Annotated in this window: 25 protein-coding genes; 1 reads left to right on the top strand and 24 read right to left on the bottom strand. The window is 66.5% G+C overall.

The annotated features are described in order from the left end of the window. Positions 1 to 8 precede the first annotated feature (8 nt). The 23 genes from rplR to ACWD5D_RS35705 all read right to left on the bottom strand — a co-directional run bounded on the left by rplR (position 9) and on the right by ACWD5D_RS35705 (position 15,066). Positions 9 to 392 carry a 50S ribosomal protein L18 gene (rplR, locus tag ACWD5D_RS35815; protein WP_053661883.1) on the bottom strand — a complete coding sequence of 128 codons (384 nt, stop codon included), beginning with the start codon at positions 390 to 392 and terminating at the stop codon, positions 9 to 11. Between the two features lie 3 nt (positions 393 to 395). Further along, the gene (gene rplF, locus ACWD5D_RS35810; RefSeq protein WP_451376970.1) at positions 396 to 935 is read right to left on the bottom strand and encodes a 50S ribosomal protein L6; all 540 of its coding nucleotides are present in this window, start codon (positions 933 to 935) and stop codon (positions 396 to 398) included. Positions 936 to 959: 24 nt separating this feature from the next. Further along, positions 960 to 1,358 (bottom strand): 30S ribosomal protein S8, encoded by a 399-nt coding sequence (gene rpsH, locus ACWD5D_RS35805; protein WP_013001411.1) that lies wholly within the window; start codon positions 1,356 to 1,358, stop codon positions 960 to 962. A gap of 213 nt (positions 1,359 to 1,571) precedes the next feature. After that, positions 1,572 to 1,757 carry a type Z 30S ribosomal protein S14 gene (locus ACWD5D_RS35800; protein WP_003948630.1) on the bottom strand — a complete coding sequence of 62 codons (186 nt, stop codon included), beginning with the start codon at positions 1,755 to 1,757 and terminating at the stop codon, positions 1,572 to 1,574. A 5-nt stretch (positions 1,758 to 1,762) separates the two neighbouring features. After that, positions 1,763 to 2,320 carry a 50S ribosomal protein L5 gene (gene rplE, locus ACWD5D_RS35795; protein WP_046583600.1) on the bottom strand — a complete coding sequence of 186 codons (558 nt, stop codon included), beginning with the start codon at positions 2,318 to 2,320 and terminating at the stop codon, positions 1,763 to 1,765. Continuing rightward, positions 2,320 to 2,643 (bottom strand): 50S ribosomal protein L24, encoded by a 324-nt coding sequence (rplX, locus tag ACWD5D_RS35790; protein WP_023547376.1) that lies wholly within the window; start codon positions 2,641 to 2,643, stop codon positions 2,320 to 2,322. Before rplX ends, rplE begins: the two co-directional genes overlap by 1 nt. 2 nt (positions 2,644 to 2,645) lie before the next feature. Further along, positions 2,646 to 3,014, bottom strand: a complete 369-nt coding sequence (gene rplN / locus ACWD5D_RS35785) for a 50S ribosomal protein L14 (protein ID WP_003998823.1) — start codon at positions 3,012 to 3,014, stop codon at positions 2,646 to 2,648. A gap of 179 nt (positions 3,015 to 3,193) precedes the next feature. Further along, positions 3,194 to 3,478, bottom strand: coding sequence for a 30S ribosomal protein S17 (gene rpsQ, locus ACWD5D_RS35780; RefSeq protein ID WP_018543912.1), 285 nt, complete (start codon positions 3,476 to 3,478; stop codon positions 3,194 to 3,196). Next, positions 3,478 to 3,702, bottom strand: a complete 225-nt coding sequence (gene rpmC / locus ACWD5D_RS35775; RefSeq protein ID WP_018564811.1) for a 50S ribosomal protein L29 — start codon at positions 3,700 to 3,702, stop codon at positions 3,478 to 3,480. Before rpmC ends, rpsQ begins: the two co-directional genes overlap by 1 nt. Beyond that, positions 3,702 to 4,121, bottom strand: a complete 420-nt coding sequence (rplP, locus tag ACWD5D_RS35770; RefSeq protein ID WP_030811678.1) for a 50S ribosomal protein L16 — start codon at positions 4,119 to 4,121, stop codon at positions 3,702 to 3,704. Before rplP ends, rpmC begins: the two co-directional genes overlap by 1 nt. A 5-nt stretch (positions 4,122 to 4,126) precedes the next feature. Next, positions 4,127 to 4,948, bottom strand: coding sequence for a 30S ribosomal protein S3 (rpsC, locus tag ACWD5D_RS35765; RefSeq protein ID WP_015658463.1), 822 nt, complete (start codon positions 4,946 to 4,948; stop codon positions 4,127 to 4,129). Then, complete coding sequence (rplV, locus tag ACWD5D_RS35760; RefSeq protein ID WP_003974262.1) at positions 4,948 to 5,295, bottom strand: 50S ribosomal protein L22; 348 nt, start codon at positions 5,293 to 5,295, stop codon at positions 4,948 to 4,950. The genes rpsC and rplV overlap by 1 nt, the downstream gene beginning before the upstream one ends. Before the next feature lie 44 nt (positions 5,296 to 5,339). Further along, the gene (gene rpsS / locus ACWD5D_RS35755) at positions 5,340 to 5,621 is read right to left on the bottom strand and encodes a 30S ribosomal protein S19 (RefSeq protein WP_003992359.1); all 282 of its coding nucleotides are present in this window, start codon (positions 5,619 to 5,621) and stop codon (positions 5,340 to 5,342) included. 12 nt (positions 5,622 to 5,633) lie between these two features. Beyond that, positions 5,634 to 6,470 carry a 50S ribosomal protein L2 gene (rplB, locus tag ACWD5D_RS35750; protein ID WP_031167077.1) on the bottom strand — a complete coding sequence of 279 codons (837 nt, stop codon included), beginning with the start codon at positions 6,468 to 6,470 and terminating at the stop codon, positions 5,634 to 5,636. A 38-nt stretch (positions 6,471 to 6,508) separates the two neighbouring features. Next, positions 6,509 to 6,928, bottom strand: coding sequence for a 50S ribosomal protein L23 (rplW, locus tag ACWD5D_RS35745; RefSeq protein WP_030601206.1), 420 nt, complete (start codon positions 6,926 to 6,928; stop codon positions 6,509 to 6,511). Then, positions 6,928 to 7,584, bottom strand: coding sequence for a 50S ribosomal protein L4 (rplD, locus tag ACWD5D_RS35740; RefSeq protein WP_451376969.1), 657 nt, complete (start codon positions 7,582 to 7,584; stop codon positions 6,928 to 6,930). The genes rplW and rplD overlap by 1 nt, the downstream gene beginning before the upstream one ends. Positions 7,585 to 7,592: 8 nt before the next feature. Beyond that, complete coding sequence (gene rplC, locus ACWD5D_RS35735) at positions 7,593 to 8,237, bottom strand: 50S ribosomal protein L3 (protein WP_018543906.1); 645 nt, start codon at positions 8,235 to 8,237, stop codon at positions 7,593 to 7,595. Positions 8,238 to 8,253: 16 nt separating this feature from the next. After that, positions 8,254 to 8,562 carry a 30S ribosomal protein S10 gene (gene rpsJ / locus ACWD5D_RS35730; RefSeq protein WP_003948644.1) on the bottom strand — a complete coding sequence of 103 codons (309 nt, stop codon included), beginning with the start codon at positions 8,560 to 8,562 and terminating at the stop codon, positions 8,254 to 8,256. A gap of 784 nt (positions 8,563 to 9,346) precedes the next feature. Then, on the bottom strand, positions 9,347 to 10,540 hold the full coding sequence (gene tuf, locus ACWD5D_RS35725; protein ID WP_451376968.1) for an elongation factor Tu: 1,194 nt from the start codon (positions 10,538 to 10,540) through the stop codon (positions 9,347 to 9,349). A 156-nt stretch (positions 10,541 to 10,696) separates the two neighbouring features. Then, positions 10,697 to 12,823, bottom strand: a complete 2,127-nt coding sequence (fusA, locus tag ACWD5D_RS35720) for an elongation factor G (RefSeq protein WP_451376967.1) — start codon at positions 12,821 to 12,823, stop codon at positions 10,697 to 10,699. A 39-nt stretch (positions 12,824 to 12,862) separates the two neighbouring features. After that, on the bottom strand, positions 12,863 to 13,333 hold the full coding sequence (rpsG, locus tag ACWD5D_RS35715; protein WP_005481264.1) for a 30S ribosomal protein S7: 471 nt from the start codon (positions 13,331 to 13,333) through the stop codon (positions 12,863 to 12,865). A 2-nt stretch (positions 13,334 to 13,335) separates the two neighbouring features. Then, a complete protein-coding gene (gene rpsL, locus ACWD5D_RS35710) occupies positions 13,336 to 13,707 on the bottom strand; it encodes a 30S ribosomal protein S12 (RefSeq protein ID WP_003948652.1) in 372 nt (123 codons plus the stop codon). 384 nt (positions 13,708 to 14,091) lie between these two features. Beyond that, positions 14,092 to 15,066 (bottom strand): glycosyltransferase family 2 protein, encoded by a 975-nt coding sequence (locus ACWD5D_RS35705; protein WP_451376966.1) that lies wholly within the window; start codon positions 15,064 to 15,066, stop codon positions 14,092 to 14,094. A 177-nt stretch (positions 15,067 to 15,243) separates the two neighbouring features. Between ACWD5D_RS35705 and ACWD5D_RS35700 the strand changes: the two genes are divergently transcribed. Beyond that, complete coding sequence (locus ACWD5D_RS35700; RefSeq protein WP_451376965.1) at positions 15,244 to 16,521, top strand: hypothetical protein; 1,278 nt, start codon at positions 15,244 to 15,246, stop codon at positions 16,519 to 16,521. Positions 16,522 to 16,625: 104 nt separating this feature from the next. Here the strand turns inward: ACWD5D_RS35700 and ACWD5D_RS35695 are convergent, their stop codons facing one another. Continuing rightward, the gene (locus tag ACWD5D_RS35695; protein ID WP_451376964.1) at positions 16,626 to 20,525 is read right to left on the bottom strand and encodes a DNA-directed RNA polymerase subunit beta'; all 3,900 of its coding nucleotides are present in this window, start codon (positions 20,523 to 20,525) and stop codon (positions 16,626 to 16,628) included. Positions 20,526 to 20,580: the final 55 nt, after the last annotated feature.

The following is a 20,580-nucleotide window of genomic DNA, read 5'->3' as shown; positions in this document are numbered from 1 at the left end:
GAACCGGCTCAGAACTTCAGACCGGCTTCGCGGGCGGCGTCCGCCAGGGCGGCGATGCGCCCGGCGTACTGGTTGCCACCACGGTCGAACACGACAGCCTCGACACCGGCGGCCTTGGCACGCTCGGCGACCAGGGCGCCGACCTGCTTGGCCTGCGCGGACTTGTCGCCCTCGCCGCCACGGACCGACGCGTCCAGGGTGGACGCGGAGGCCAGGGTGTGGCCCTTGAGGTCGTCGATCACCTGCGCCACGATGTGGCGGTTGGAGCGGGTAACGACCAGACGGGGACGCTCCGCCGTACCGGAAAGGTTCTTGCGAATCCGGATGTGACGGCGCTTGATCGCGGCGCGCTTGTAGGCGTCGCCCTTGAGGATCTTCTGCCCGTATGCCATGGCTTACTTACCCGCCTTTCCGACCTTGCGGCGGATGACTTCGCCCTCGTACTTGACGCCCTTGGCCTTGTACGGGTCGGGCTTGCGCAGCTTGCGGATGTTGGCCGCAACCTCGCCGACCTTCTGCTTGTCGATGCCCTCGACCGAGAACCGGGTGGGGGCCTCCACCTTGAAGGTGATGCCCTCGGGGGCCTCGACGACGATCGGGTGGCTGTAGCCGAGAGCGAACTCGAGGTTCGAACCCTTGGCGGTCACGCGGTAACCGACACCACTGATCTCGAGCTTCTTCACGTAACCCTGGGTCACGCCGGTGATCATGTTCGCCACCAGCGTGCGGGACAGGCCGTGCAGGGCCTTGCTCTGACGCTCGTCGTTGGGGCGGGTGACGTTCAGAACGCCGTCCTCACCCTTGGCGATCTCGATCGGCGCCACGACGGTGTGGGTCAGCGAGCCCTTGGGACCCTTGACCGAGACCGTCTGGCCGTCGATGGTGACGTCCACGCCGGCGGGAACCGTGATGGGGAGCTTGCCAATACGCGACATAGCTGTTTCCTCCGTTCCCTTCCGTTACCAGACGTAGGCGAGAACTTCTCCGCCTACGCCCTTCTTGCCGGCCTGCTTGTCGGTGAGGAGCCCGTGGGACGTGGAGATGATCGCCACGCCGAGGCCACCCAGCACCTTGGGCAGGGAGGTGGACTTCGCGTAAACCCGGAGACCGGGCTTGGAGATCCGCTTGATGCCCGCGATGGAGCGCTCACGGTTCGGGCCGAACTTCAGCTCGAGAACGAGGTTCTTGCCGACCTCGGCGTCCTCGACCTTCCAGCCCGTGATGAAGCCCTCCTGCTGGAGGATCTCCGCGATGTGCGACTTGATCTTCGATGCCGGCATCGTCACGGAGTCGTGGTATGCCGAGTTCGCGTTCCGCAGACGCGTAAGCATGTCTGCGATCGGATCAGTCATGGTCATGAATTGGCCTTCGGCCTCTCTCGCCGGGGTTTCCTGGTGCGCCATCCCTCTCCCCGATCCGAGACGGGGCGGGTGCGGCGCGGTGGACCTACGGCGTAGTAAGTCGTACGGGCGCAGCAGGCGCCCAACCCCCCAAGCCTACGGCATGTGGAGAAGGGCCCCTGCCGACCCAGATGCTTACCGAGAGCTTCAGGAATCCCTAAAAAGCGGGGATTACCAGGAGCTCTTGGTCACGCCCGGCAGCTCGCCACGGTGAGCCATCTCACGAAGGCACACGCGGCAGAGGCCGAACTTGCGGTACACGGAGTGCGGACGGCCGCAGCGCTGGCAGCGGGTGTAGCCACGCACACCGAACTTGGGCTTGCGAGCAGCCTTGGCAATCAGAGCCTTCTTCGCCATCTCGCTCACGCCTCCTTGAACGGGAAGCCGAGGTGACGAAGGAGCGCGCGGCCCTCAGCGTCGTTGGTCGCCGTGGTGACCACGGTGATGTCCATGCCCCGGGTACGGTCGATCTTGTCCTGGTCGATCTCGTGGAACATGACCTGCTCCGTGAGACCGAAGGTGTAGTTGCCACGGCCGTCGAACTGCTTGGGGGACAGGCCGCGGAAGTCGCGGATGCGCGGCAGCGCGAGCGACAGGGTGCGGTCCAGGAACTCCCACATGCGGTCGCCACGAAGCGTGACGTGGGCACCGATCGGCTGACCCTCACGCAGCTTGAACTGCGCGATGGACTTGCGGGCCTTGGTGACCTGCGGCTTCTGGCCGGTGATCGTGGTGAGGTCGCGGATGGCGCCCTCGATCAGCTTGGAGTCGCGGGCGGCGTCGCCCACACCCATGTTGACCACGATCTTGACGAGACCGGGGATCTGCATGACGTTCTCGTACTTGAACTCGTCACGCATCTTGCCCGCGATCTCCTCGCGGTACTTCGTCTTCAGACGCGGAGTGGTGGTGGTAGCCATCAGATGTCCTCACCCGTCCGCTTGGCAACGCGGATCTTGTTGCCTTCGTCGTCGAAGCGGTAACCGACGCGCGTGACGACCTTCTGACCGTCCTTCTCCACGACCAGCTGAACGTTGGACACGTGGATCGGGGCCTCGGTGGTCACGATGCCGCCGGCCTGGGAACCGCTGGCGGTCGGGCCGGCCTTGGTGTGCTTCTTGACCCGGTTGACACCCTCGACCAGGACACGGTCCTCGCGGGGGTAGGCCGCGATGACCTTGCCCTGCTTGCCCTTGTCCTTACCGGTGATGACCTGGACCAGGTCGCCCTTCTTGATCTTCATGCTTACAGCACCTCCGGCGCGAGCGAGATGATCTTCATGAACTTCTTCTCGCGCAGCTCACGGCCGACCGGGCCGAAGATACGGGTGCCGCGAGGGTCGCCGTCGTTCTTCAGAATGACGGCGGCGTTCTCGTCGAAGCGGATGTACGAGCCGTCCGGACGGCGGCGCTCCTTGACGGTGCGAACGATGACCGCCTTGACGACGTCACCCTTCTTCACGTTGCCACCGGGGATCGCGTCCTTGACGGTGGCAACGATGACGTCACCGATGCCCGCGTAGCGGCGACCGGAGCCACCGAGCACACGGATGCAAAGGATTTCCTTCGCACCAGTGTTGTCGGCGACGCGCAGTCGCGACTCCTGCTGGATCACGTCTATCTCCTGTTTGTCTGCCGGTTCCCTCCGGGAGTTGAACCGGAGAGCCTGGCGGAACTGCCCTGCGAGGGGTGCCTCGCAGGAATTACTTACGCCTCTTGAGGTGAAGCCCACCGCCGGGGGCCGCATCGCTGCGGAGCCCCCCGGCGGGGGCAGCAGGGCCTGAGCCCCGCTGGTTACTTCGCCTTCTCGAGGATCTCTACGACGCGCCAGCGCTTCGTCGCGGACAGCGGCCGGGTCTCCATGAGGAGGACGCGGTCGCCGACACCCGCGGCGTTCTGCTCGTCGTGCGCCTTGAGCTTGTTCGTACGGCGGATGACCTTGCCGTACAGCGCGTGCTTGACGCGGTCCTCGACAGCGACGACGACAGTCTTGTCCATCTTGTCGCTGACGACGAGACCCTCACGGGTCTTGCGGAAGCCGCGGGCCTCTGCGTTCTCAGTCACGTTCTTCTCGCTCATCAGGCGTTCTCCACCGTTTCGATGCCCAGCTCACGCTCGCGCATCAGGGTGTAGATCCGCGCGATGTCCTTGCGGACCGCCTTCAGACGGCCGTGGTTCTCGAGCTGGCCAGTCGCCGCCTGGAAGCGGAGGTTGAACAGCTCTTCCTTGGCCTCGCGGAGCTTCCCCAGAAGCTCCTCGTTGCCCAGCTCGCGCAGCTCGGACGCCTTGGTACCGGCCGACATCACGCTTCACCTGCCTCGCGCTTGACGATCCGGCACTTCATCGGCAGCTTGTGGGCCGCACGAGTGAGGGCCTCACGCGCAATCTTCTCGTTGGGGTACGACAGCTCGAACATGACGCGTCCGGGCTTGACGTTGGCGATCCACCACTCCGGAGAACCCTTACCGGAACCCATGCGGGTCTCGGCCGGCTTCTTCGTCAGCGGACGGTCCGGGTAGATGTTGATCCAGACCTTGCCGCCACGCTTGATGTGGCGGGTCATCGCGATACGAGCCGCCTCGATCTGGCGGTTCGTGACATAGGCCGGGGTCAGCGCCTGGATGCCGTACTCGCCGAACGCAACCTGCGTGCCGCCCTTGGCCATGCCGCTGCGCTTCGGGTGGTGCTGCTTGCGGTGCTTGACCCTACGGGGGATCAGCATTTCGGTCAGGCCTCCGTTCCGGTGCTCTCAGCCGGCGCGGCGGCGGGAGCCTCGGCCTTGGGGGCCTCGGAGCCGGCAGCCTGCTGCGGCTTGCGACCGCGCCGCTCGCCACCGCGGCCACCACGGGCCGGGCGGTCGGCACCACCGCGGGCCGGGCGGTTACCCGCACGGGCCGCAGCGTTCTCGGCGCGGACCTCGGCGATGTTCTTGACGTCGCCCTTGTAGATCCAGACCTTCACACCGATGCGGCCGAAGGTCGTCTTGGCCTCGAAGAAGCCGTAGTCCACGTTCGCGCGGAGCGTGTGCAGGGGCACGCGGCCCTCGCGGTAGAACTCCGAGCGGGACATCTCGGCGCCGCCGAGGCGGCCACCGCACTGGATCTTGATGCCCTTGGCGCCGGCCTTCATCGCCGACTGCATGCTCTTACGCATGGCGCGACGGAAGGAGACGCGGGAGGAGAGCTGCTCGGCAACGGCCTGGGCAACCAGCTGAGCGTCGGTCTCGGGGTTCTTGACCTCGAGGATGTTCAGCTGGACCTGCTTGCCCGTGAGCTTCTCGAGGTCGCCGCGGATGCGGTCGGCCTCGGCGCCACGGCGGCCGATGACGATGCCCGGACGAGCGGTGTGGATGTCCACCCGCACGCGGTCACGGGTGCGCTCGATCTCAACCTTCGAGATACCGGCGCGCTCCATGCCGGACGTCATCATCCGACGGATGGCGACGTCTTCCTTGACGTAGTCCTTGTACAGCTTGTCGGCGTACCAACGCGACTTGAAGTCGGTCGTGACACCGAGCCGGAACCCATGCGGGTTTACCTTCTGGCCCATTACCGGGTTCCTTCCTTGCTGCTGACGACCACGGTGATGTGGCTGGTCCGCTTGCGGATCCGGTAGGCACGGCCCTGGGCGCGCGGACGGAACCGCTTCAGGGTCGGGCCCTCGTCGACGTAGGCCTCGGAGATGAAGAGGCTGTCGGCGTCGGTGTGGTCGTAGTTGTGCGCGGCGTTGGCGATGGCGCTGTCGAGCACCTTGCCGACCGGCACGGAGGCTGCCTGCGGAGCGAATCGCAGAACAGCCTGAGCCTCCGTGGCGTCCATGCCACGGATAAGGTCCACCACGCGGCGGGCCTTCATGGGCGTAACGCGGATGTACCGCGCCTGGGCCCTGGCTTCCATGGTTGTCCCTCTCAGTTACTTACGTGTCTGAATGCGATCCGCTACTAGCGGCGCTTCGACTTCCGGTCGTCCTTGACGTGGCCCCGGAAGGTGCGGGTCGGCGAGAACTCGCCGAGCTTGTGGCCGACCATCGACTCGGTGACGAACACCGGGATGTGGGTCTTGCCGTTGTGCACCGCGAGCGTGTGGCCCAGCATGGCCGGGACGATCATGGAGCGACGGGACCAGGTCTTGATGACGTTCTTGGTGCCGGCTTCGTTCTGGGCGTCCACCTTCTTGATCAGGTGGTCGTCGACGAAGGGCCCCTTCTTCAGGCTACGAGGCATCTCAACCCGTCCTTAGCGCTTCTTGTTCGTCTTGCGGCGGCGGACGATGTACTTGTTCGACGCCTTCTTGGGCGAACGAGTACGGCCTTCCTTCTTGCCCCACGGGGACACAGGGTGGCGACCACCGGAGGTCCGGCCCTCACCACCACCGTGCGGGTGGTCAACCGGGTTCATCACGACACCACGGACGGTCGGGCGAACGCCCAGCCACCGCTTACGGCCGGCCTTACCCCAGTTGATGTTGCTCTGCTCGGCGTTGCCGACCTCACCGATGGTGGCGCGGCAGCGGACGTCGACCAGGCGGATCTCACCGGACGGCATGCGCAGGTGGGCCATCGAGCCCTCCTTCGCGAGCAGCTGCACGGAGGCACCGGCGGAGCGGGCGAACTTGGCACCGCCACCGGGACGGAGCTCGATCGCGTGGATCGTGGTACCGACCGGGATGTTGCGGAGGGCCAGGTTGTTGCCCGGCTTGATGTCGGCCCCGGGACCGTTCTCGACGCGGTCACCCTGCTGCAGGTTGCGCGGGGCGAGGATGTAGCGCTTCTCGCCGTCGGCGTAGTGCAGCAGCGCGATGCGCGCGGTGCGGTTGGGGTCGTACTCGATGTGCGCGACCTTCGCCGGCACGCCGTCCTTGTCGTGACGACGGAAGTCGATCACGCGGTAGGCGCGCTTGTGTCCGCCACCCTGGTGGCGAACGGTCACACGACCGGCGTTGTTACGGCCGCCCTTGCTGTGCAGAGGGCGGACCAGCGACTTCTCCGGCGTGGACCGCGTGACCTCGACGAAGTCGGCAACGCTGGCGCCACGACGGCCCGGCGTAGTCGGCTTGTACTTGCGGATTCCCATTTCTCAGTCCTCGTCCGATATCGGACGATCCGACCCGCTTACGCGGTCGGACCGCCGAAGATGTCGATACGGTCGCCCTCAGCGAGGGTCACGATCGCGCGCTTGCTGCCCGCACGCTGACCGAAACCGGTCTTCGTGCGCTTGCGCTTGCCCTGGCGGTTGATCGTGTTGACCCCGGTGACCTTGACGTCGAAGACCGCCTGGACGGCCTGCTTGATCTGGGTCTTGTTGGCGTTCGGGTCGACGATGAACGTGTACTTGTTCTCGTCGAGGAGCGCGTAGCTCTTCTCCGAGACGACCGGCTTCAGCAGGACGTCACGGGGGTCCGTGTACGACTTGCTCAGCGGGGTCTCGACGGTGTTCTTGCCCTCGGTGGCGTGGCGGCGCGCCTTGGCGACGCGCGCGGCCTTGGCGGCCTTGGCGGCCTTCGAGGCGATAGCGGGGTGACGGATAGCCATCAGGCCTCGCTCCCTTCGGTGTCATTGGCCTTCGGGCCGGACACGAAGGACTCGAAAGCGGCCTGGGTGAAGACCACGTCGTCCGAGACGAGAACGTCGTACGTGTTCAGCTGGCCCGGCTCCAGGATGTGGACCTGGGGCAGGTTGCGGGCGGACAGCCACGCGGCCTCGTCGGCGCGCTCGACGACCAGGAGCAGGTTCTTGCGCTCCGAGATCTTGCCGAACAGGCCCTTGGCGGCCTTGGTGCTGGGGTTCGTGCCCTCGACCACGCCGGAGACGACGTGGATGCGGTTGTGACGCGCCCGGTCGGTGAGGGCGTGGCGCAGGGCCGCCGCCTTCATCTTCTTCGGGGTCCGCTGCGAGTAGTCACGCGGCTGCGGGCCGTGGACGACGCCACCGCCGGCGAACTGCGGCGCACGCGTCGAACCCTGGCGGGCGCGACCGGTGCCCTTCTGGCGGTACGGCTTGCGGCCACCACCACGGACCTCGCCACGGGTCTTGGTCTTGTGCGTGCCCTGGCGGGCAGCGGCCAGCTGCGCGACGACGACCTGGTGGATCAGCGGGATGCTGATCTTCTCAACGTCGAAGATCTCCGCGGGGAGCTCGACGGAACCGGCCTTCTCGCCCGCCGGCGAAAGGATGTCAACAGTGCTCATCGGTTACCTCAGGCCCCCTTGGCCGCGGTGCGGACCAGGACGAGGCCGCCGTTCGGACCAGGAACCGCGCCCTTGATGAGCAGCAGACCCTTCTCCGCGTCAACGGCGTGGACGGTCAGGTTCTGGGTGGTGACCCGCTCGTTGCCCATGCGACCCGCCATGCGCATGCCCTTGAAGACACGGCCGGGGGTGGCACAGCCACCGATGGAACCGGGCATGCGGTGCACACGGTGGGCACCGTGGGACGCCTTGCCACCCTTGAAGTTGTGGCGCTTCATGACACCGGCGAAGCCCTTGCCCTTGCTCTTCGCGGTGACGTCGACCTTGACGCCCGACTCGAAGACCTCGGCAGTGATCTCCTGGCCCAGCGTGTACTCGCTGGCGTCGGAGGTACGGAGCTCCACCAGGTGGCGGCGCGGGGTTACGTCGGCCTTGGCGAAGTGGCCCTTGAGGGGCTTGTTCACCTTGCGCGGGTCGATCTCGCCGAAGGCGATCTGGACCGACTCGTAGCCGTCGACGTCGTTGGTACGAACCTGGGTCACGACGTTGGGGCCGGCCTTGACGACGGTGACCGGAACAACACGGTTGTTCTCGTCCCACACCTGCGTCATGCCGAGCTTCTCGCCCAGGATGCCCTTGATCTGCTTAGCCATTCTCAGCCCACCAGCCTCAGAGCTTGATCTCGATGTCGACACCGGCCGGGAGGTCGAGTCGCATCAGAGAGTCAACGGTCTTGGGGGTCGGGTCGAGAATGTCGATCAGGCGCTTGTGCGTGCGCATCTCGAAGTGCTCGCGCGAGTCCTTGTACTTGTGCGGCGACTTGATGACGCAGTACACGTTCTTCTCAGTGGGCAGCGGCACCGGGCCCGCGACCGACGCACCAGTGCGGGTCACCGTCTCGACGATCTTCTTCGCCGAGGAGTCGATGACCTCGTGGTCGTAGGCCTTGAGCCGGATGCGGATCTTCTGTCCCGCCATGGCTACTCAGTAGTCCTGTCTCTGTAACGCTCTGGAACCCGGTGTTTTCCCTCGTCCCTCCGACCCACGCGGTCGGGCGTGTCGCGCTCCCGCTGACACAGATGCCCCTTGTCCGAACATCCCTGCGGGGAATGCACACGGCCCTTCCGGAACCGCAAGCCGAGGGTGACTGCGTCAATCAGCTGACGCGGGCCCACCGGGTGCCTGGTCGGTGTCGCGCCCACACTTCCCGGAAGATTCCCGTACGTCCGCCCCAGTGCTGCCGTAATGGCAGTTAGGGCGACGAGTACCGTGGGACTCGCTTCCGGTCCTCCCGGCGGGAGACGTGCAGCATCAACACTCGACCGAGCAACTCGGACAGTCTGCCATATGGGGCGGGTACTCCGCCAATCGAGCCGGAGAGAATACCCCGAGAGTGACGTAGGTCAAACCGAAGGGCCGCACGCGGGTGCGATCACAACGTGAACGGCACACCGCGCCAGGTCCATCTCGCCCGGAGGAGCGCCTCCTCCAGTGGCATCTTCAGCTCCGCACCCTCGGCCTCGCCATCACGCACGACGCAAGGCCACGCCGAAGCCGGCTCGGTCGTCCGTGTCGGGCCCCAGCTCGTGCGTGGCGGGCTTGGGGCCGTCGTGGCCGTGCAGGGTGACGCGTTCCATGCATGAGCGGCGCGTGCGGCCGCACAAGCGGTTCCGTCGAGGTGCGGGGACGACGAAGAGGCCCGTACGACCGAAGTCGTACGAGCCTCTCCTAGGTCAGTCAGTGACCCTCAAGCAAGCGGAACTTACTTGACGATCTTGGTGACCTGGCCGGCGCCCACGGTGCGGCCACCCTCGCGGATGGCGAACTTCAGGCCCTCTTCCATCGCGATGGGCTGGATGAGCTGCACCGACATCTCGGTGTTGTCACCCGGCATGACCATCTCGGTGCCCTCGGGGAGGGTCACAACGCCCGTCACGTCCGTCGTACGGAAGTAGAACTGCGGACGGTAGTTGTTGAAGAACGGCGTGTGGCGGCCACCCTCGTCCTTGGACAGGATGTAGGCCTGCGCCTCGAACTCGGTGTGCGGGGTGACCGAGCCCGGCTTGATGATGACCTGGCCGCGCTCGACGTCCTCGCGCTTGATGCCACGGAGCAGCAGACCGACGTTCTCACCGGCCTGGCCCTCGTCGAGCAGCTTGCGGAACATCTCGATGCCGGTGACCGTGGTGGTGGTCTTCTCGGTCTTGATGCCGATGATGTCGACGGTCTCGTTGACCTTCAGGACACCGCGCTCGATACGACCGGTGACGACGGTGCCACGACCGGTGATCGTGAAGACGTCCTCGATCGGCATCAGGAACGGCTTGTCGACCTCGCGCTCCGGCTGCGGGATGGCCTCGTCGACAGCCTTCATCAGGTTGAGGACGGAGTCCACCCACTCCTTCTCGCCCTCGAGGGCCTTCAGGGCGGAGACCTTGACGACCGGAACGTCGTCGCCCGGGAACTCGTACTCGGAGAGGAGCTCACGGACCTCGAGCTCGACGAGCTCCAGGATCTCCTCGTCGTCCACCATGTCGGCCTTGTTCAGGGCGACGACGATGTACGGAACGCCGACCTGGCGGGCCAGGAGCACGTGCTCCTTGGTCTGCGGCATCGGGCCGTCGGTGGCGGCGACCACGAGGATCGCGCCGTCCATCTGCGCGGCACCGGTGATCATGTTCTTGATGTAGTCCGCGTGCCCCGGGCAGTCGACGTGGGCGTAGTGACGCGCCTCGGTCTGGTACTCGACGTGCGCGATGGAGATGGTGATACCGCGCTGACGCTCTTCGGGCGCCTTGTCGATGTTGTCGAACGGGGTGGCCTCGTTCAGGTCCGGGTACGCGTCGTGCAGCACCTTGGTAATGGCGGCCGTGAGGGTCGTCTTACCGTGGTCGATGTGACCGATGGTGCCGATGTTGACGTGCGGCTTAGTCCGCTCGAACTTCGCCTTCGCCACTGGGGTCCTCCTGTGGAGTGGTTCTGTACGCCTTACTTCATCGGCGCCAGGTGATCTTTGCTGTTAAGTCCCGGAACCCGGGGCAAACATCCGTGTTTGCGGTTGTTTGCCCCACGAGGCTCCGGAGTCAAGCCTAAAGCGTGGAAACGCGGTGCGTTACTCGCCCTTGGCCTTCGCGATGATCTCCTCGGCGACGTTCCGCGGAACCTCGGCGTAGGAGTCGAACTGCATCGAGTAGCTTGCGCGACCCGACGTCTTGCTACGGAGGTCGCCGACGTAGCCGAACATCTCCGACAGGGGCACGAGGCCCTTCACGACGCGGGCACCAGCCCGCTCCTCCATGGCCTGGATCTGACCACGGCGGGAGTTGATGTCGCCGATGACCTCACCCATGTAGTCCTCGGGCGTGGTGACCTCGACGGCCATCATCGGCTCCAGGAGCACGGGCGAAGCCTTGCGCGCGGCCTCCTTGAAGGCCTGCGAACCGGCGATCTTGAAGGCGAGCTCGGAGGAGTCGACCTCGTGGTAGGCACCGTCGAGAAGAATGACGCGAACGCCCGTCATCTCGTAGCCGGCCAGGATGCCGAACTGCATGGCCTCCTGCGCACCGGCGTCGACCGAAGGGATGTACTCCTTCGGGATACGACCACCGGTGACCTTGTTCACGAACTCGTACGAGGCGTCGCCGCCCTCGATGGGCTCGATCGCGATCTGCACCTTGGCGAACTGACCGGTACCACCGGTCTGCTTCTTGTGGGTGTAGTCCACGCGCTCGACGGCCTTGCGGATCGTCTCGCGGTACGCGACCTGCGGCTTGCCGACGTTGGCCTCGACCTTGAACTCACGGCGCATACGGTCGACCAGCACCTCGAGGTGCAGCTCGCCCATACCACCGATGATGGTCTGGCCGGTCTCCTCGTCCGAGTGAACCTGGAAGGACGGGTCCTCCTCGGCCAGGCGCTGGATCGCGACGCCCAGCTTCTCCTGGTCACCCTTCGACTTGGGCTCGATGGCGACCTGGATGACCGGCGCCGGGAAGTCCATGGACTCCAGGATGACCGGGTTCTTGTCGTCGGCCAGCGTCTCACCGGTGGTGGTCTGCTTCAGGCCCATGACGGCGACGATGTCGCCGGCGCCCACCGACTCGATCTCCTCACGCTTGTTGGCGTGCATGCGGTAGATCTTGCCGATGCGCTCCTTCTTGCCCTTGACGGAGTTCAGCACCGAAGAGCCGGACTCCAGGCGGCCCGAGTAAACCCGGACGAAGGTGAGCTTGCCGAGGTGCGGGTCGCTCATGATCTTGAACGCGAGCGCGGAGAGGGGCTCCTCGTCCGACGGCTTGCGCTTGACGACGACCTCGGGGTCCTTGACGTCGTGGCCCTCGATGGCCTCGACGTCGAGCGGCGTCGGGAGGTAGCGGACGACCGCGTCGAGCAGGGGCTGAACACCCTTGTTCTTGAACGCGGTGCCACAGAACACCGGGGTGACCGTGATGTCGTTGGACTTGCCGGACGCGATGGTGATGCGACGGATCGCGGCGTACAGCTGCTCCTCGGTGGGCTCCTGGCCCTCGAGGAAGAGCTCCATGATCTCTTCGTCGTTCTCCGCGACGGCCTCGACCAGCTTGCCGCGCCACTCCTCGGCGGCCTCGGTGTGCGTGTCGGGGATGTCGACGACGTCGTACATCTCGCCCTTGGCCGCCTCGGCGGACCACACGAGCGCCTTCATGCGGACCAGGTCCACGACGCCCTTGAAGTCGGCCTCAGCACCGATGGGGAGCTGCATGACGAGCGGCTGGGCGCCCAGGCGGTCCGAGATCATGTCCACGCAGCGGTGGAACTCGGCGCCGGTACGGTCCAGCTTGTTGACGAAGCAGATGCGCGGCACGCCGTAACGGTCGGCCTGACGCCACACCGTCTCGGACTGCGGCTCGACACCGGCGACACCGTCGAACACCGTCACGGCACCGTCGAGCACGCGCAGCGAGCGCTCCACCTCGACGGTGAAGTCGACGTGACCCGGGGTGTCGATGATGTTGATGGTGTAGTCACTGCCCTCGAGGGGCCAGTGGCAGGTGGTCGCAGCAGACGTGATCGTGATGCCACGCTCCTGCTCCTGCTCCATCCAGTCCATCGTGGCGGCGCCGTCGTGGACCTCACCGATCTTGTACGACACACCGGTGTAGAACAGGATCCGCTCGGTGGTGGTCGTCTTGCCCGCGTCGATGTGGGCCATGATCCCGATGTTGCGGACCTTGGCCAGGTCAAGTGAAGTGGTAGCCATAAGGCTTCAGTCTTCTCTCGGTCTCGATGTGGACTGCGACTACCAGCGGTAGTGCGCGAAGGCCTTGTTGGACTCGGCCATCTTGTGGGTGTCCTCGCGCTTCTTCACAGCGGCACCGAGGCCGTTGGAGGCGTCGAGGAGTTCGTTGAGCAGACGCTCGGTCATGGTCTTCTCGCGACGGGCGCGGGAGTAACCGACGAGCCAGCGCAGCGCCAGGGTGTTGGCACGACCGGGCTTGACCTCGATCGGAACCTGGTACGTGGCGCCACCGACACGGCGGGACTTGACCTCGAGGGTCGGCTTGATGTTCTCCAGCGCGCGCTTCAGCGTGATGACCGGGTCGTTGCTGGTCTTCTCGCGCAGGCCCTCCATGGCGCCGTACACGATGCGCTCGGCGGTGGAGCGCTTGCCGTTCAGCAGCACCTTGTTGATGAGGGAGGTCACCAGAGGAGAACCGTAGACCGGGTCGATGATGACCGGGCGCTTCGGGGCGGGGCCCTTACGAGGCATTCTTACTTCTCCTTCTTGGCGCCGTAGCGGCTGCGGGCCTGCTTGCGGTTCTTGACACCCTGGGTGTCGAGGGAGCCGCGGATGATCTTGTAGCGAACACCCGGCAGGTCCTTCACACGGCCGCCGCGCACGAGCACGATGGAGTGCTCCTGCAGGTTGTGTCCCTCACCCGGAATGTAAGCGGTGACCTCGATCCCGCTGGTCAGACGCACACGCGCGACCTTACGCAGGGCCGAGTTCGGCTTCTTCGGGGTGGTCGTGAACACACGCGTGCAGACGCCACGACGCTGAGGGGAACCCTCGAGTGCGGGCGTCTTGTTCTTCTCGACCTTGTCCTGCCGGCCCTTACGGACCAGCTGCTGGATCGTAGGCACTACTTCTCCGGTTTCTGTGTGCCGAATGTAAAGCTAACCTGGAACTTCGCCGACCCACGCGGTCGGGTGTGTCGTACCCGCAGACTCTCGCCGCAAGGCGAAAAGGGCGCAGATTACGGTGGCCGGTGACGACTCGCCATACGGTTGAAGGCACGCACAGGAGCCAGGGCACACCCCAGGCACAAGGTCTGAGCGTACCTACCGCACAGACTCCGGTCAAAACAAAAGGTCGGCGCCCTGGGTGCGCGGTTCCCGTACGGGTTTGACCTGGGATTCCTCCGGACGAACCACCCAATATCACAAAAGGCGGCAGGGCGCGACTCGGGACGGGCGCGGCGGACGCTCCTCGCACCCGGTGCCGGGGACCCTCCTCGCGTCCCGCGCTCAGGACCTCTGTGCCGGCTCCTCCGCGAGCTGTGCCGTGTCGTGCCCCACGAAGTAGGTCGGCCGGTTCTGTATGGCCGTGTAGATGCGGGCCACGTACTCCCCCAGCAGCCCCACACAGATCAGCTGCACCGCGCCGATGAACAGCACCCCGGTGAACAGGGAGGTCCAGCCCGGCACCGTGTGGTCGAAGAGGTGCGCACTGAGCGTGTACACCATCAGCCCGAGGCAGACCAGGAAGGCGAAGCCGCCGAGCCAGGTGGCCAGCCGCAGCGGGGCCGCCGAGAAGCCGGTGACGCTGTCGACCGCGAGCCGGATCATCCGGCCGAGGGGGTACTTGCTCCGGCCGGCCGTGCGGGGAGCGCGCTCGTAGCCCACCTGTCCGCTGGGGAAGCCGAGCCAGGGCACCAGCAGCCGGTAGACGCGCTGCTGCTCCGGCAGCGCCTTCAGCGCGTCGACGGCGCCCCGGCTCAGCAACCGGAAGTCACCCGCCTGGTCGGGCACGGTGTGGCCGGCGAGGCGGCGTACGACCCTGTAGTAGAGCCCGGCGGTCCACCGCTTGAACCCGCTGTCGCTGGCCCGGTCGGCGCGGACGCCATAGACGATGTCGAGTTCCTCGGCGCGGGCCAGGGCCAGCATCTCGGGGATCTTCTCGGGCGGGTCCTGGAGGTCGGCGTCGAGGCTGACCACGTAGGCGCCGACCGCGCGGTCGAGGCCGGCGGTGAGGGCGGCCTGGTGGCCGGAGTTGCGGCGCAGGCGGATCACCCGCAGTTCGGGCCAGCCGAGCCGGAAGGCCGCCAGCAGCTCGACGGTGCCGTCACTGCTGCCGTCGTCGACCGCGACGAGCTCGTACGGCTCACCGAGGCCGTCCAGGACCGGGCGCAGCCGCCCGACGAGCGCGGGCAGGGCCTCCACCTCGTTGTACATGGGTACGACGACGGACAGTCCGCACGTCGGATCCGCTTCTGCGGCCACCCCTTCTCCCCCCTTCGCCCCGCACGTGCGAGGCTTCAGCCGCACACATGCGACTCTTGTGTGATCTTGACGCTGACACTTCACGACCAGCCGGCACGTCACGGCCGGCTGACATTCACGACCGTCGGACAGCGGGACGACCTCCGCCCCGGCCGGTCGGCGAGGGGGATCGCGGGCATGAGCACGGCTTCCAGAGACACCGAGGCGGACTCCGCCCTGCCGGGCGAACAGGCCGAACGTCCGCGCCCGAGCCGCCGGCTCGCCCTGCCACCGGGAGCACGCCCCTACGTGCCTCCGCTCGTCCTGTACTGCGCGACGAAGCTCGTGGGGCTCACCATATTCGCCTGGCTGCTGGAGCACGCGGGTGACTACCACACGAAGGACCCGCGCTTCGGCGGCGGCGCGCACTGGTGGGACGTCCTCGGGACCTGGGACGGCTGGTGGTACCTCCAGGTCGCCGGCCACGGGTACGACCCGAAGCCGCTGGAACCGCTGCCCCCGGGCGGGCTGTTCACGGTCAAGCAGAACTCCGTCGCCTTCTTCCCGCTGTACCCCGGGCTGATCCGCGGCGTCTCGGAGGTCACCGGGATCGGTCTGTTCGGCTCCGGGATCCTGGTGTCGGTCCTGGCCTCGCTCGTGGCCGCGGCAGGCATCTACGCGGTCGTCTCGACCCTGGCCGGAGTGCGGGCGGGCGTCATCGCCGCCGGGCTGTGGGCGGTCGTGCCCGGGGCGGGCGTCGAATGGGCGGTCTACTCGGAGTCCCTGTTCGTCGCCATCGCGGCCTGGGCCTGCTACAGCGTGATGCGGGGCCGCTGGGTGGCGGCGGGCCTCCTGGTCTTCCTGGCGGGCCTGAACCGGCCCACCTCGGCCGCTCTCATCGGCGCGGTGGGCCTGGCCGCCCTGGTCACGCTCCTACGGCCGGAGCGCCGCCGGAAGCACGGCGTCGCCGGGCCGCTCTACGCGATGATCGCGGCACCCCTCGGGCTGCTCACCTACATCGCCTGGGTCGGGCTGAGCATGGGCGACCTGACCGCCTACTTCACGCTTCAACGCGAGGGCTGGGCGCACTACTTCGACTGGGGCTCGTACACGGGCGACGTCCTCGGCAACGTCGCCGTCGGGCGCAGCGACTATCTCTTCGCCTACGCGACGCCCGATCTGCTCGGCGTCCAGGTGGTGATCGCGCTGCCCTTCCTGATCGCGCTGATGCTGCGCCGAAAGCCGCCGCTGGTGCTGGTGGCCTACACCCTGGCCGGCATCGTGACCGTCCTCGGCACCCAGCAGATGTTCGGCAACACCTCCCGCTATCTGCTGCCCGCCTTCCCCCTGCTGCTCGCCCCGGCGGCCGCCCTGAGCCGGCTGAAGTGGCCGAGCCTCGCGGTGTTCTTCACGACGACGGCGGTGGCGTCGGGGTGGTACGCGCACTACGTGATCTTCGAGTTGGGGATTCCGTAGTCCGGTGGTGCGCCGGGGGGCTGCTCCCTCCCGGCCGCGCCGAGCACGCCGAAGGGCGGTCACCCGTGCGGGGTGACCGCCCTTCGGTTCAAGCGGACGCTCGCTTACTGGTTGTACGGACCGTAGTCGTAGTCCTCCAGCGGGACGGCCTGGCCGGAGCCGGTGCCGAACGGCGAGTAGTCGATGTCGTCGTAGCCGACGGCCGAGTACATCGCGGCCTTGGCCTCCTCGGTCGGCTCGACCCGGATGTTGCGGTAGCGGGACAGACCCGTACCGGCCGGGATGAGCTTACCGATGATGACGTTCTCCTTGAGGCCGATGAGGCTGTCGGACTTGGCGTTGATCGCCGCGTCCGTCAGAACTCGGGTCGTCTCCTGGAAGGAGGCGGCCGACAGCCAGGATTCCGTCGCCAGCGAGGCCTTGGTGATACCCATCAGCTGCGGACGACCGGAGGCCGGGTGACCGCCCTCCTGGACCACACGACGGTTCTCGGTCTCGAACTTCGAGCGCTCGACCAGCTCGCCGGGCAGCAGCTCCGCGTCGCCCGACTCGATGATCGTCACACGGCGCAGCATCTGCCGGATGATGATCTCGATGTGCTTGTCGTGGATCGACACACCCTGCGAGTTGTACACCTTCTGGACCTCGCCGACCAGGTGGACCTGGACGGCACGCTGACCCAGGATGCGCAGCACGTCGTGCGGGTTGGTGGCACCCACGGTGAGCTGCTGGCCCACCTCGACGTGGTCGCCCTCGCGGACCAGGACCTTGGCACGCTTGGAGATCGGGAACGCCGTCTCGTCGCTGCCGTCGTCCGGGGTGACGACGAGCTTCTTGGTCTTCTCGGTCTCCTCGATCCGCACGCGGCCGTTGGCCTCGGAGATCGGGGCGACACCCTTCGGGGTACGAGCCTCGAAGAGCTCGACGACACGGGGCAGACCCTGGGTGATGTCGTCACCGGCCACACCACCGGTGTGGAAGGTACGCATCGTCAGCTGGGTACCGGGCTCACCGATGGACTGGGCGGCGATGATGCCGACCGCCTCACCGATGTCGACCAGCTTGCCGGTGGCCAGCGAACGGCCGTAGCACATCGCGCAGGTGCCGACGGCGGACTCACAGGTCAGGACCGAGCGGGTCTTGACCTCCTCGATGCCCGCGCCGACCAGCTGGTCGATGAGGACGTCACCGAGGTCGACGCCCGCCGGGGCGAGCACCTTGCCGTCGACGACGATGTCCTCGGCGAGGCAGCGCGCGTACACGCTGGTCTCGGCGTTGTCCGCCTTGCGCAGGACGCCGTCGGCGCCGCGCTCGGCGATGGCCAGCTTGAGGCCGCGCTCGGTGCCGCAGTCCTCCTCGCGGATGATGACGTCCTGGGAGACGTCGACCAGACGACGGGTGAGGTAACCCGAGTCGGCGGTACGCAGGGCGGTGTCCGCCAGACCCTTACGGGCACCGTGCGTGGAGATGAAGTACTCCAGCACGGACAGGCCCTCACGGAAGGACGCCTTGATCGGACGCGGGATGGTCTCGTTCTTCGCGTTCGACACCAGACCACGCATACCGGCGATCTGCCGCATCTGCATCATGTTTCCTCGGGCACCCGAGTCAACCATCATGAAGATGGGGTTCGTCTTGGGGAAGTTCTCGTTCATCGCCTCGGCGACCTCGTTGGTCGCCTTGGTCCAGATCGCGATGAGCTCCTGCGTGCGCTCTTCCTTGGTGATCAGACCGCGCTCGTACTGCTTCTGGACCTTCTCGTCCTGCGCCTCGTACCCGCGGACGATCTCCTTCTTCGCCTCGGGAACGACGACGTCGGAGATGGCCACGGTGACACCGGAACGGGTCGCCCAGAAGAAGCCGGCCGCCTTCAGGTTGTCGAGCGTCGCCGCCACGATCACCTTGGGGTAGCGCTCGGCCAGGTCGTTGACGATCTCGGAGAGCTGCTTCTTGCCCACCGAGTAGTCGACGAACGGGTAGTCCTCGGGCAGCAGCTCGTTGAAGAGCGCGCGGCCCAGGGTGGTGCGCAGGCGGAACGAGTCACCCTGCTGCCACTCGGGCTCGCCCTCCTCGCGCACCGGCGGCGTCCAGCCACGCGGCGGGATGGTGCCCACCGGGAAGCGGATGTCGACCGGCGACTGCAGCGCGAGCTCGCCGGCGTCGAACGCCATGATCGCCTCGGCCGTGGAGCCGAACGCACGGCCCTCGCCCTTGGTGTCACGCAGCTCGCCGTCGGTGGTGAGGAAGAACAGACCGAGGACCATGTCCTGGGTCGGCATCGTCACCGGACGGCCGTCGGCCGGCTTGAGGATGTTGTTCGAGGACAGCATCAGGATGCGGGCCTCGGCCTGCGCCTCCGCGGACAGCGGCAGGTGCACGGCCATCTGGTCACCGTCGAAGTCCGCGTTGAACGCGGTGCAGACGAGCGGGTGGATCTGGATGGCCTTGCCCTCGACCAGCTGCGGCTCGAAGGCCTGGATGCCGAGGCGGTGCAGGGTGGGAGCACGGTTCAGCAGAACCGGGTGCTCGGCGATGACCTCTTCGAGGACGTCGTACACGACCGTGCGGCCGCGCTCCACCATGCGCTTGGCGCTCTTGATGTTCTGCGCGTGGTTCAGGTCGACCAGGCGCTTCATCACGAACGGCTTGAAGAGCTCCAGCGCCATGGCCTTGGGCAGACCGCACTGGTGCAGCTTCAGCTGCGGGCCGACGACGATGACGGAACGCGCCGAGTAGTCGACACGCTTGCCGAGCAGGTTCTGACGGAATCGACCCTGCTTGCCCTTCAGCATGTCGCTGAGGGACTTCAGCGGACGGTTGCCGGGTCCCGTGACCGGGCGGCCACGACGGCCGTTGTCGAAGAGCGCGTCGACGGCCTCCTGGAGCATGCGCTTCTCGTTGTTCACGATGATCTCGGGCGCGCCGAGGTCGAGAAGCCGCTTCAGGCGGTTGTTGCGGTTGATGACACGGCGGTACAGGTCGTTCAGGTCGGAGGTCGCGAAGCGGCCACCGTCCAGCTGCACCATCGGACGCAGGTCCGGCGGGATGACCGGGACACAGTCCAGGACCATGCCCTTGGGGCTGTTGGAGGTCTGCAGGAACGCGGAGACGACCTTCAGCCGCTTGAGGGCGCGGGTCTTCTTCTGGCCCTTGCCGGTGCGGATGATCTCGCGGAGGCGCTCGGCCTCCTCCTCGAGGTCGAAGGACTCCAGGCGCTTCTGCAGCGCCGCGGCACCCATCGAGCCGTCGAAGTACGTGCCGAAGCGGTCACGCAGCTCGCGGTAGAGCAGCTCGTCGCCCTCGAGGTCCTGGACCTTGAGGTTCTTGAACCGGTTCCACACCTCGTCGAGGCGGTCGATCTCGCGCTGCGCACGGTCGCGCAGCTGCTTCATCTCACGCTCGGCACCCTCGCGCACCTTGCGGCGCACGTCGGCCTTGGCACCCTCGGCCTCGAGCTCGGCGAGGTCCGTCTCGAGCTTCTTGGCGCGTCCCTCGAGGTCGGAGTCGCGGCGGTTCTCGATCTGCTGGCGCTCGACGGAGACGTGGGCCTCCAGCGAGGGCAGGTCGCGGGTACGACGCTCCTCGTCGACGTACGTGATCATGTACGCCGCGAAGTAGATGACCTTCTCGAGGTCCTTGGGAGCCAGGTCGAGCAGGTAGCCCAGCCGGCTCGGGACACCCTTGAAGTACCAGATGTGCGTGACGGGCGCGGCCAGCTCGATGTGGCCCATCCGCTCACGGCGCACCTTGGCGCGCGTGACCTCCACGCCACAGCGCTCACAGATGATGCCCTTGAAGCGGACACGCTTGTACTTGCCGCAGTAGCACTCCCAGTCCCGGGTCGGACCGAAGATCTTCTCGCAGAAGAGTCCGTCCTTTTCGGGCTTCAGGGTGCGGTAGTTGATCGTCTCGGGCTTCTTGACCTCGCCGTGGCTCCACTGACGGATGTCGTCAGCGGTGGCCAGACCGATCCGGAGCTCGTCGAAGAAGTTGACGTCGAGCACTATGCGTCAATCCCTCTCAGGGTTGTAAGTCTGTGGTCTGAAACGGGGGTCGCGG

The sequence above is a fragment of the Streptomyces sp. NPDC002520 genome (assembly GCF_053595235.1).
This window is presented reverse-complemented; position numbering and strand designations above follow the sequence as displayed.

What these genes read in the sequence shown, in the direction of transcription:
- rplR (WP_053661883.1), bottom strand. Translation starts at nt 392, where the DNA reads ATGGCATACGGGCAGAAGATCCTCAAGGGCGACGCCTACAAGCGCGCC.
- rplF (WP_451376970.1), bottom strand. Translation starts at nt 935, where the DNA reads ATGTCGCGTATTGGCAAGCTCCCCATCACGGTTCCCGCCGGCGTGGAC.
- rpsH (WP_013001411.1), bottom strand. Translation starts at nt 1,358, where the DNA reads ATGACCATGACTGATCCGATCGCAGACATGCTTACGCGTCTGCGGAAC.
- ACWD5D_RS35800 (WP_003948630.1), bottom strand. Translation starts at nt 1,757, where the DNA reads ATGGCGAAGAAGGCTCTGATTGCCAAGGCTGCTCGCAAGCCCAAGTTC.
- rplE (WP_046583600.1), bottom strand. Translation starts at nt 2,320, where the DNA reads ATGGCTACCACCACCACTCCGCGTCTGAAGACGAAGTACCGCGAGGAG.
- rplX (WP_023547376.1), bottom strand. Translation starts at nt 2,643, where the DNA reads ATGAAGATCAAGAAGGGCGACCTGGTCCAGGTCATCACCGGTAAGGAC.
- rpsQ (WP_018543912.1), bottom strand. Translation starts at nt 3,478, where the DNA reads ATGAGCGAGAAGAACGTGACTGAGAACGCAGAGGCCCGCGGCTTCCGC.
- rpmC (WP_018564811.1), bottom strand. Translation starts at nt 3,702, where the DNA reads ATGTCGGCCGGTACCAAGGCGTCCGAGCTGCGCGAGCTGGGCAACGAG.
- rplP (WP_030811678.1), bottom strand. Translation starts at nt 4,121, where the DNA reads ATGCTGATCCCCCGTAGGGTCAAGCACCGCAAGCAGCACCACCCGAAG.
- rpsC (WP_015658463.1), bottom strand. Translation starts at nt 4,948, where the DNA reads ATGGGCCAGAAGGTAAACCCGCATGGGTTCCGGCTCGGTGTCACGACC.
- rplV (WP_003974262.1), bottom strand. Translation starts at nt 5,295, where the DNA reads ATGGAAGCCAGGGCCCAGGCGCGGTACATCCGCGTTACGCCCATGAAG.
- rpsS (WP_003992359.1), bottom strand. Translation starts at nt 5,621, where the DNA reads ATGCCTCGTAGCCTGAAGAAGGGGCCCTTCGTCGACGACCACCTGATC.
- rplB (WP_031167077.1), bottom strand. Translation starts at nt 6,470, where the DNA reads ATGGGAATCCGCAAGTACAAGCCGACTACGCCGGGCCGTCGTGGCGCC.
- rplW (WP_030601206.1), bottom strand. Translation starts at nt 6,928, where the DNA reads ATGGCTATCCGTCACCCCGCTATCGCCTCGAAGGCCGCCAAGGCCGCC.
- rplD (WP_451376969.1), bottom strand. Translation starts at nt 7,584, where the DNA reads ATGAGCACTGTTGACATCCTTTCGCCGGCGGGCGAGAAGGCCGGTTCC.
- rplC (WP_018543906.1), bottom strand. Translation starts at nt 8,237, where the DNA reads ATGGCTAAGCAGATCAAGGGCATCCTGGGCGAGAAGCTCGGCATGACG.
- rpsJ (WP_003948644.1), bottom strand. Translation starts at nt 8,562, where the DNA reads ATGGCGGGACAGAAGATCCGCATCCGGCTCAAGGCCTACGACCACGAG.
- fusA (WP_451376967.1), bottom strand. Translation starts at nt 12,823, where the DNA reads ATGGCTACCACTTCACTTGACCTGGCCAAGGTCCGCAACATCGGGATC.
- rpsG (WP_005481264.1), bottom strand. Translation starts at nt 13,333, where the DNA reads ATGCCTCGTAAGGGCCCCGCCCCGAAGCGCCCGGTCATCATCGACCCG.
- ACWD5D_RS35700 (WP_451376965.1), top strand. Translation starts at nt 15,244, where the DNA reads ATGAGCACGGCTTCCAGAGACACCGAGGCGGACTCCGCCCTGCCGGGC.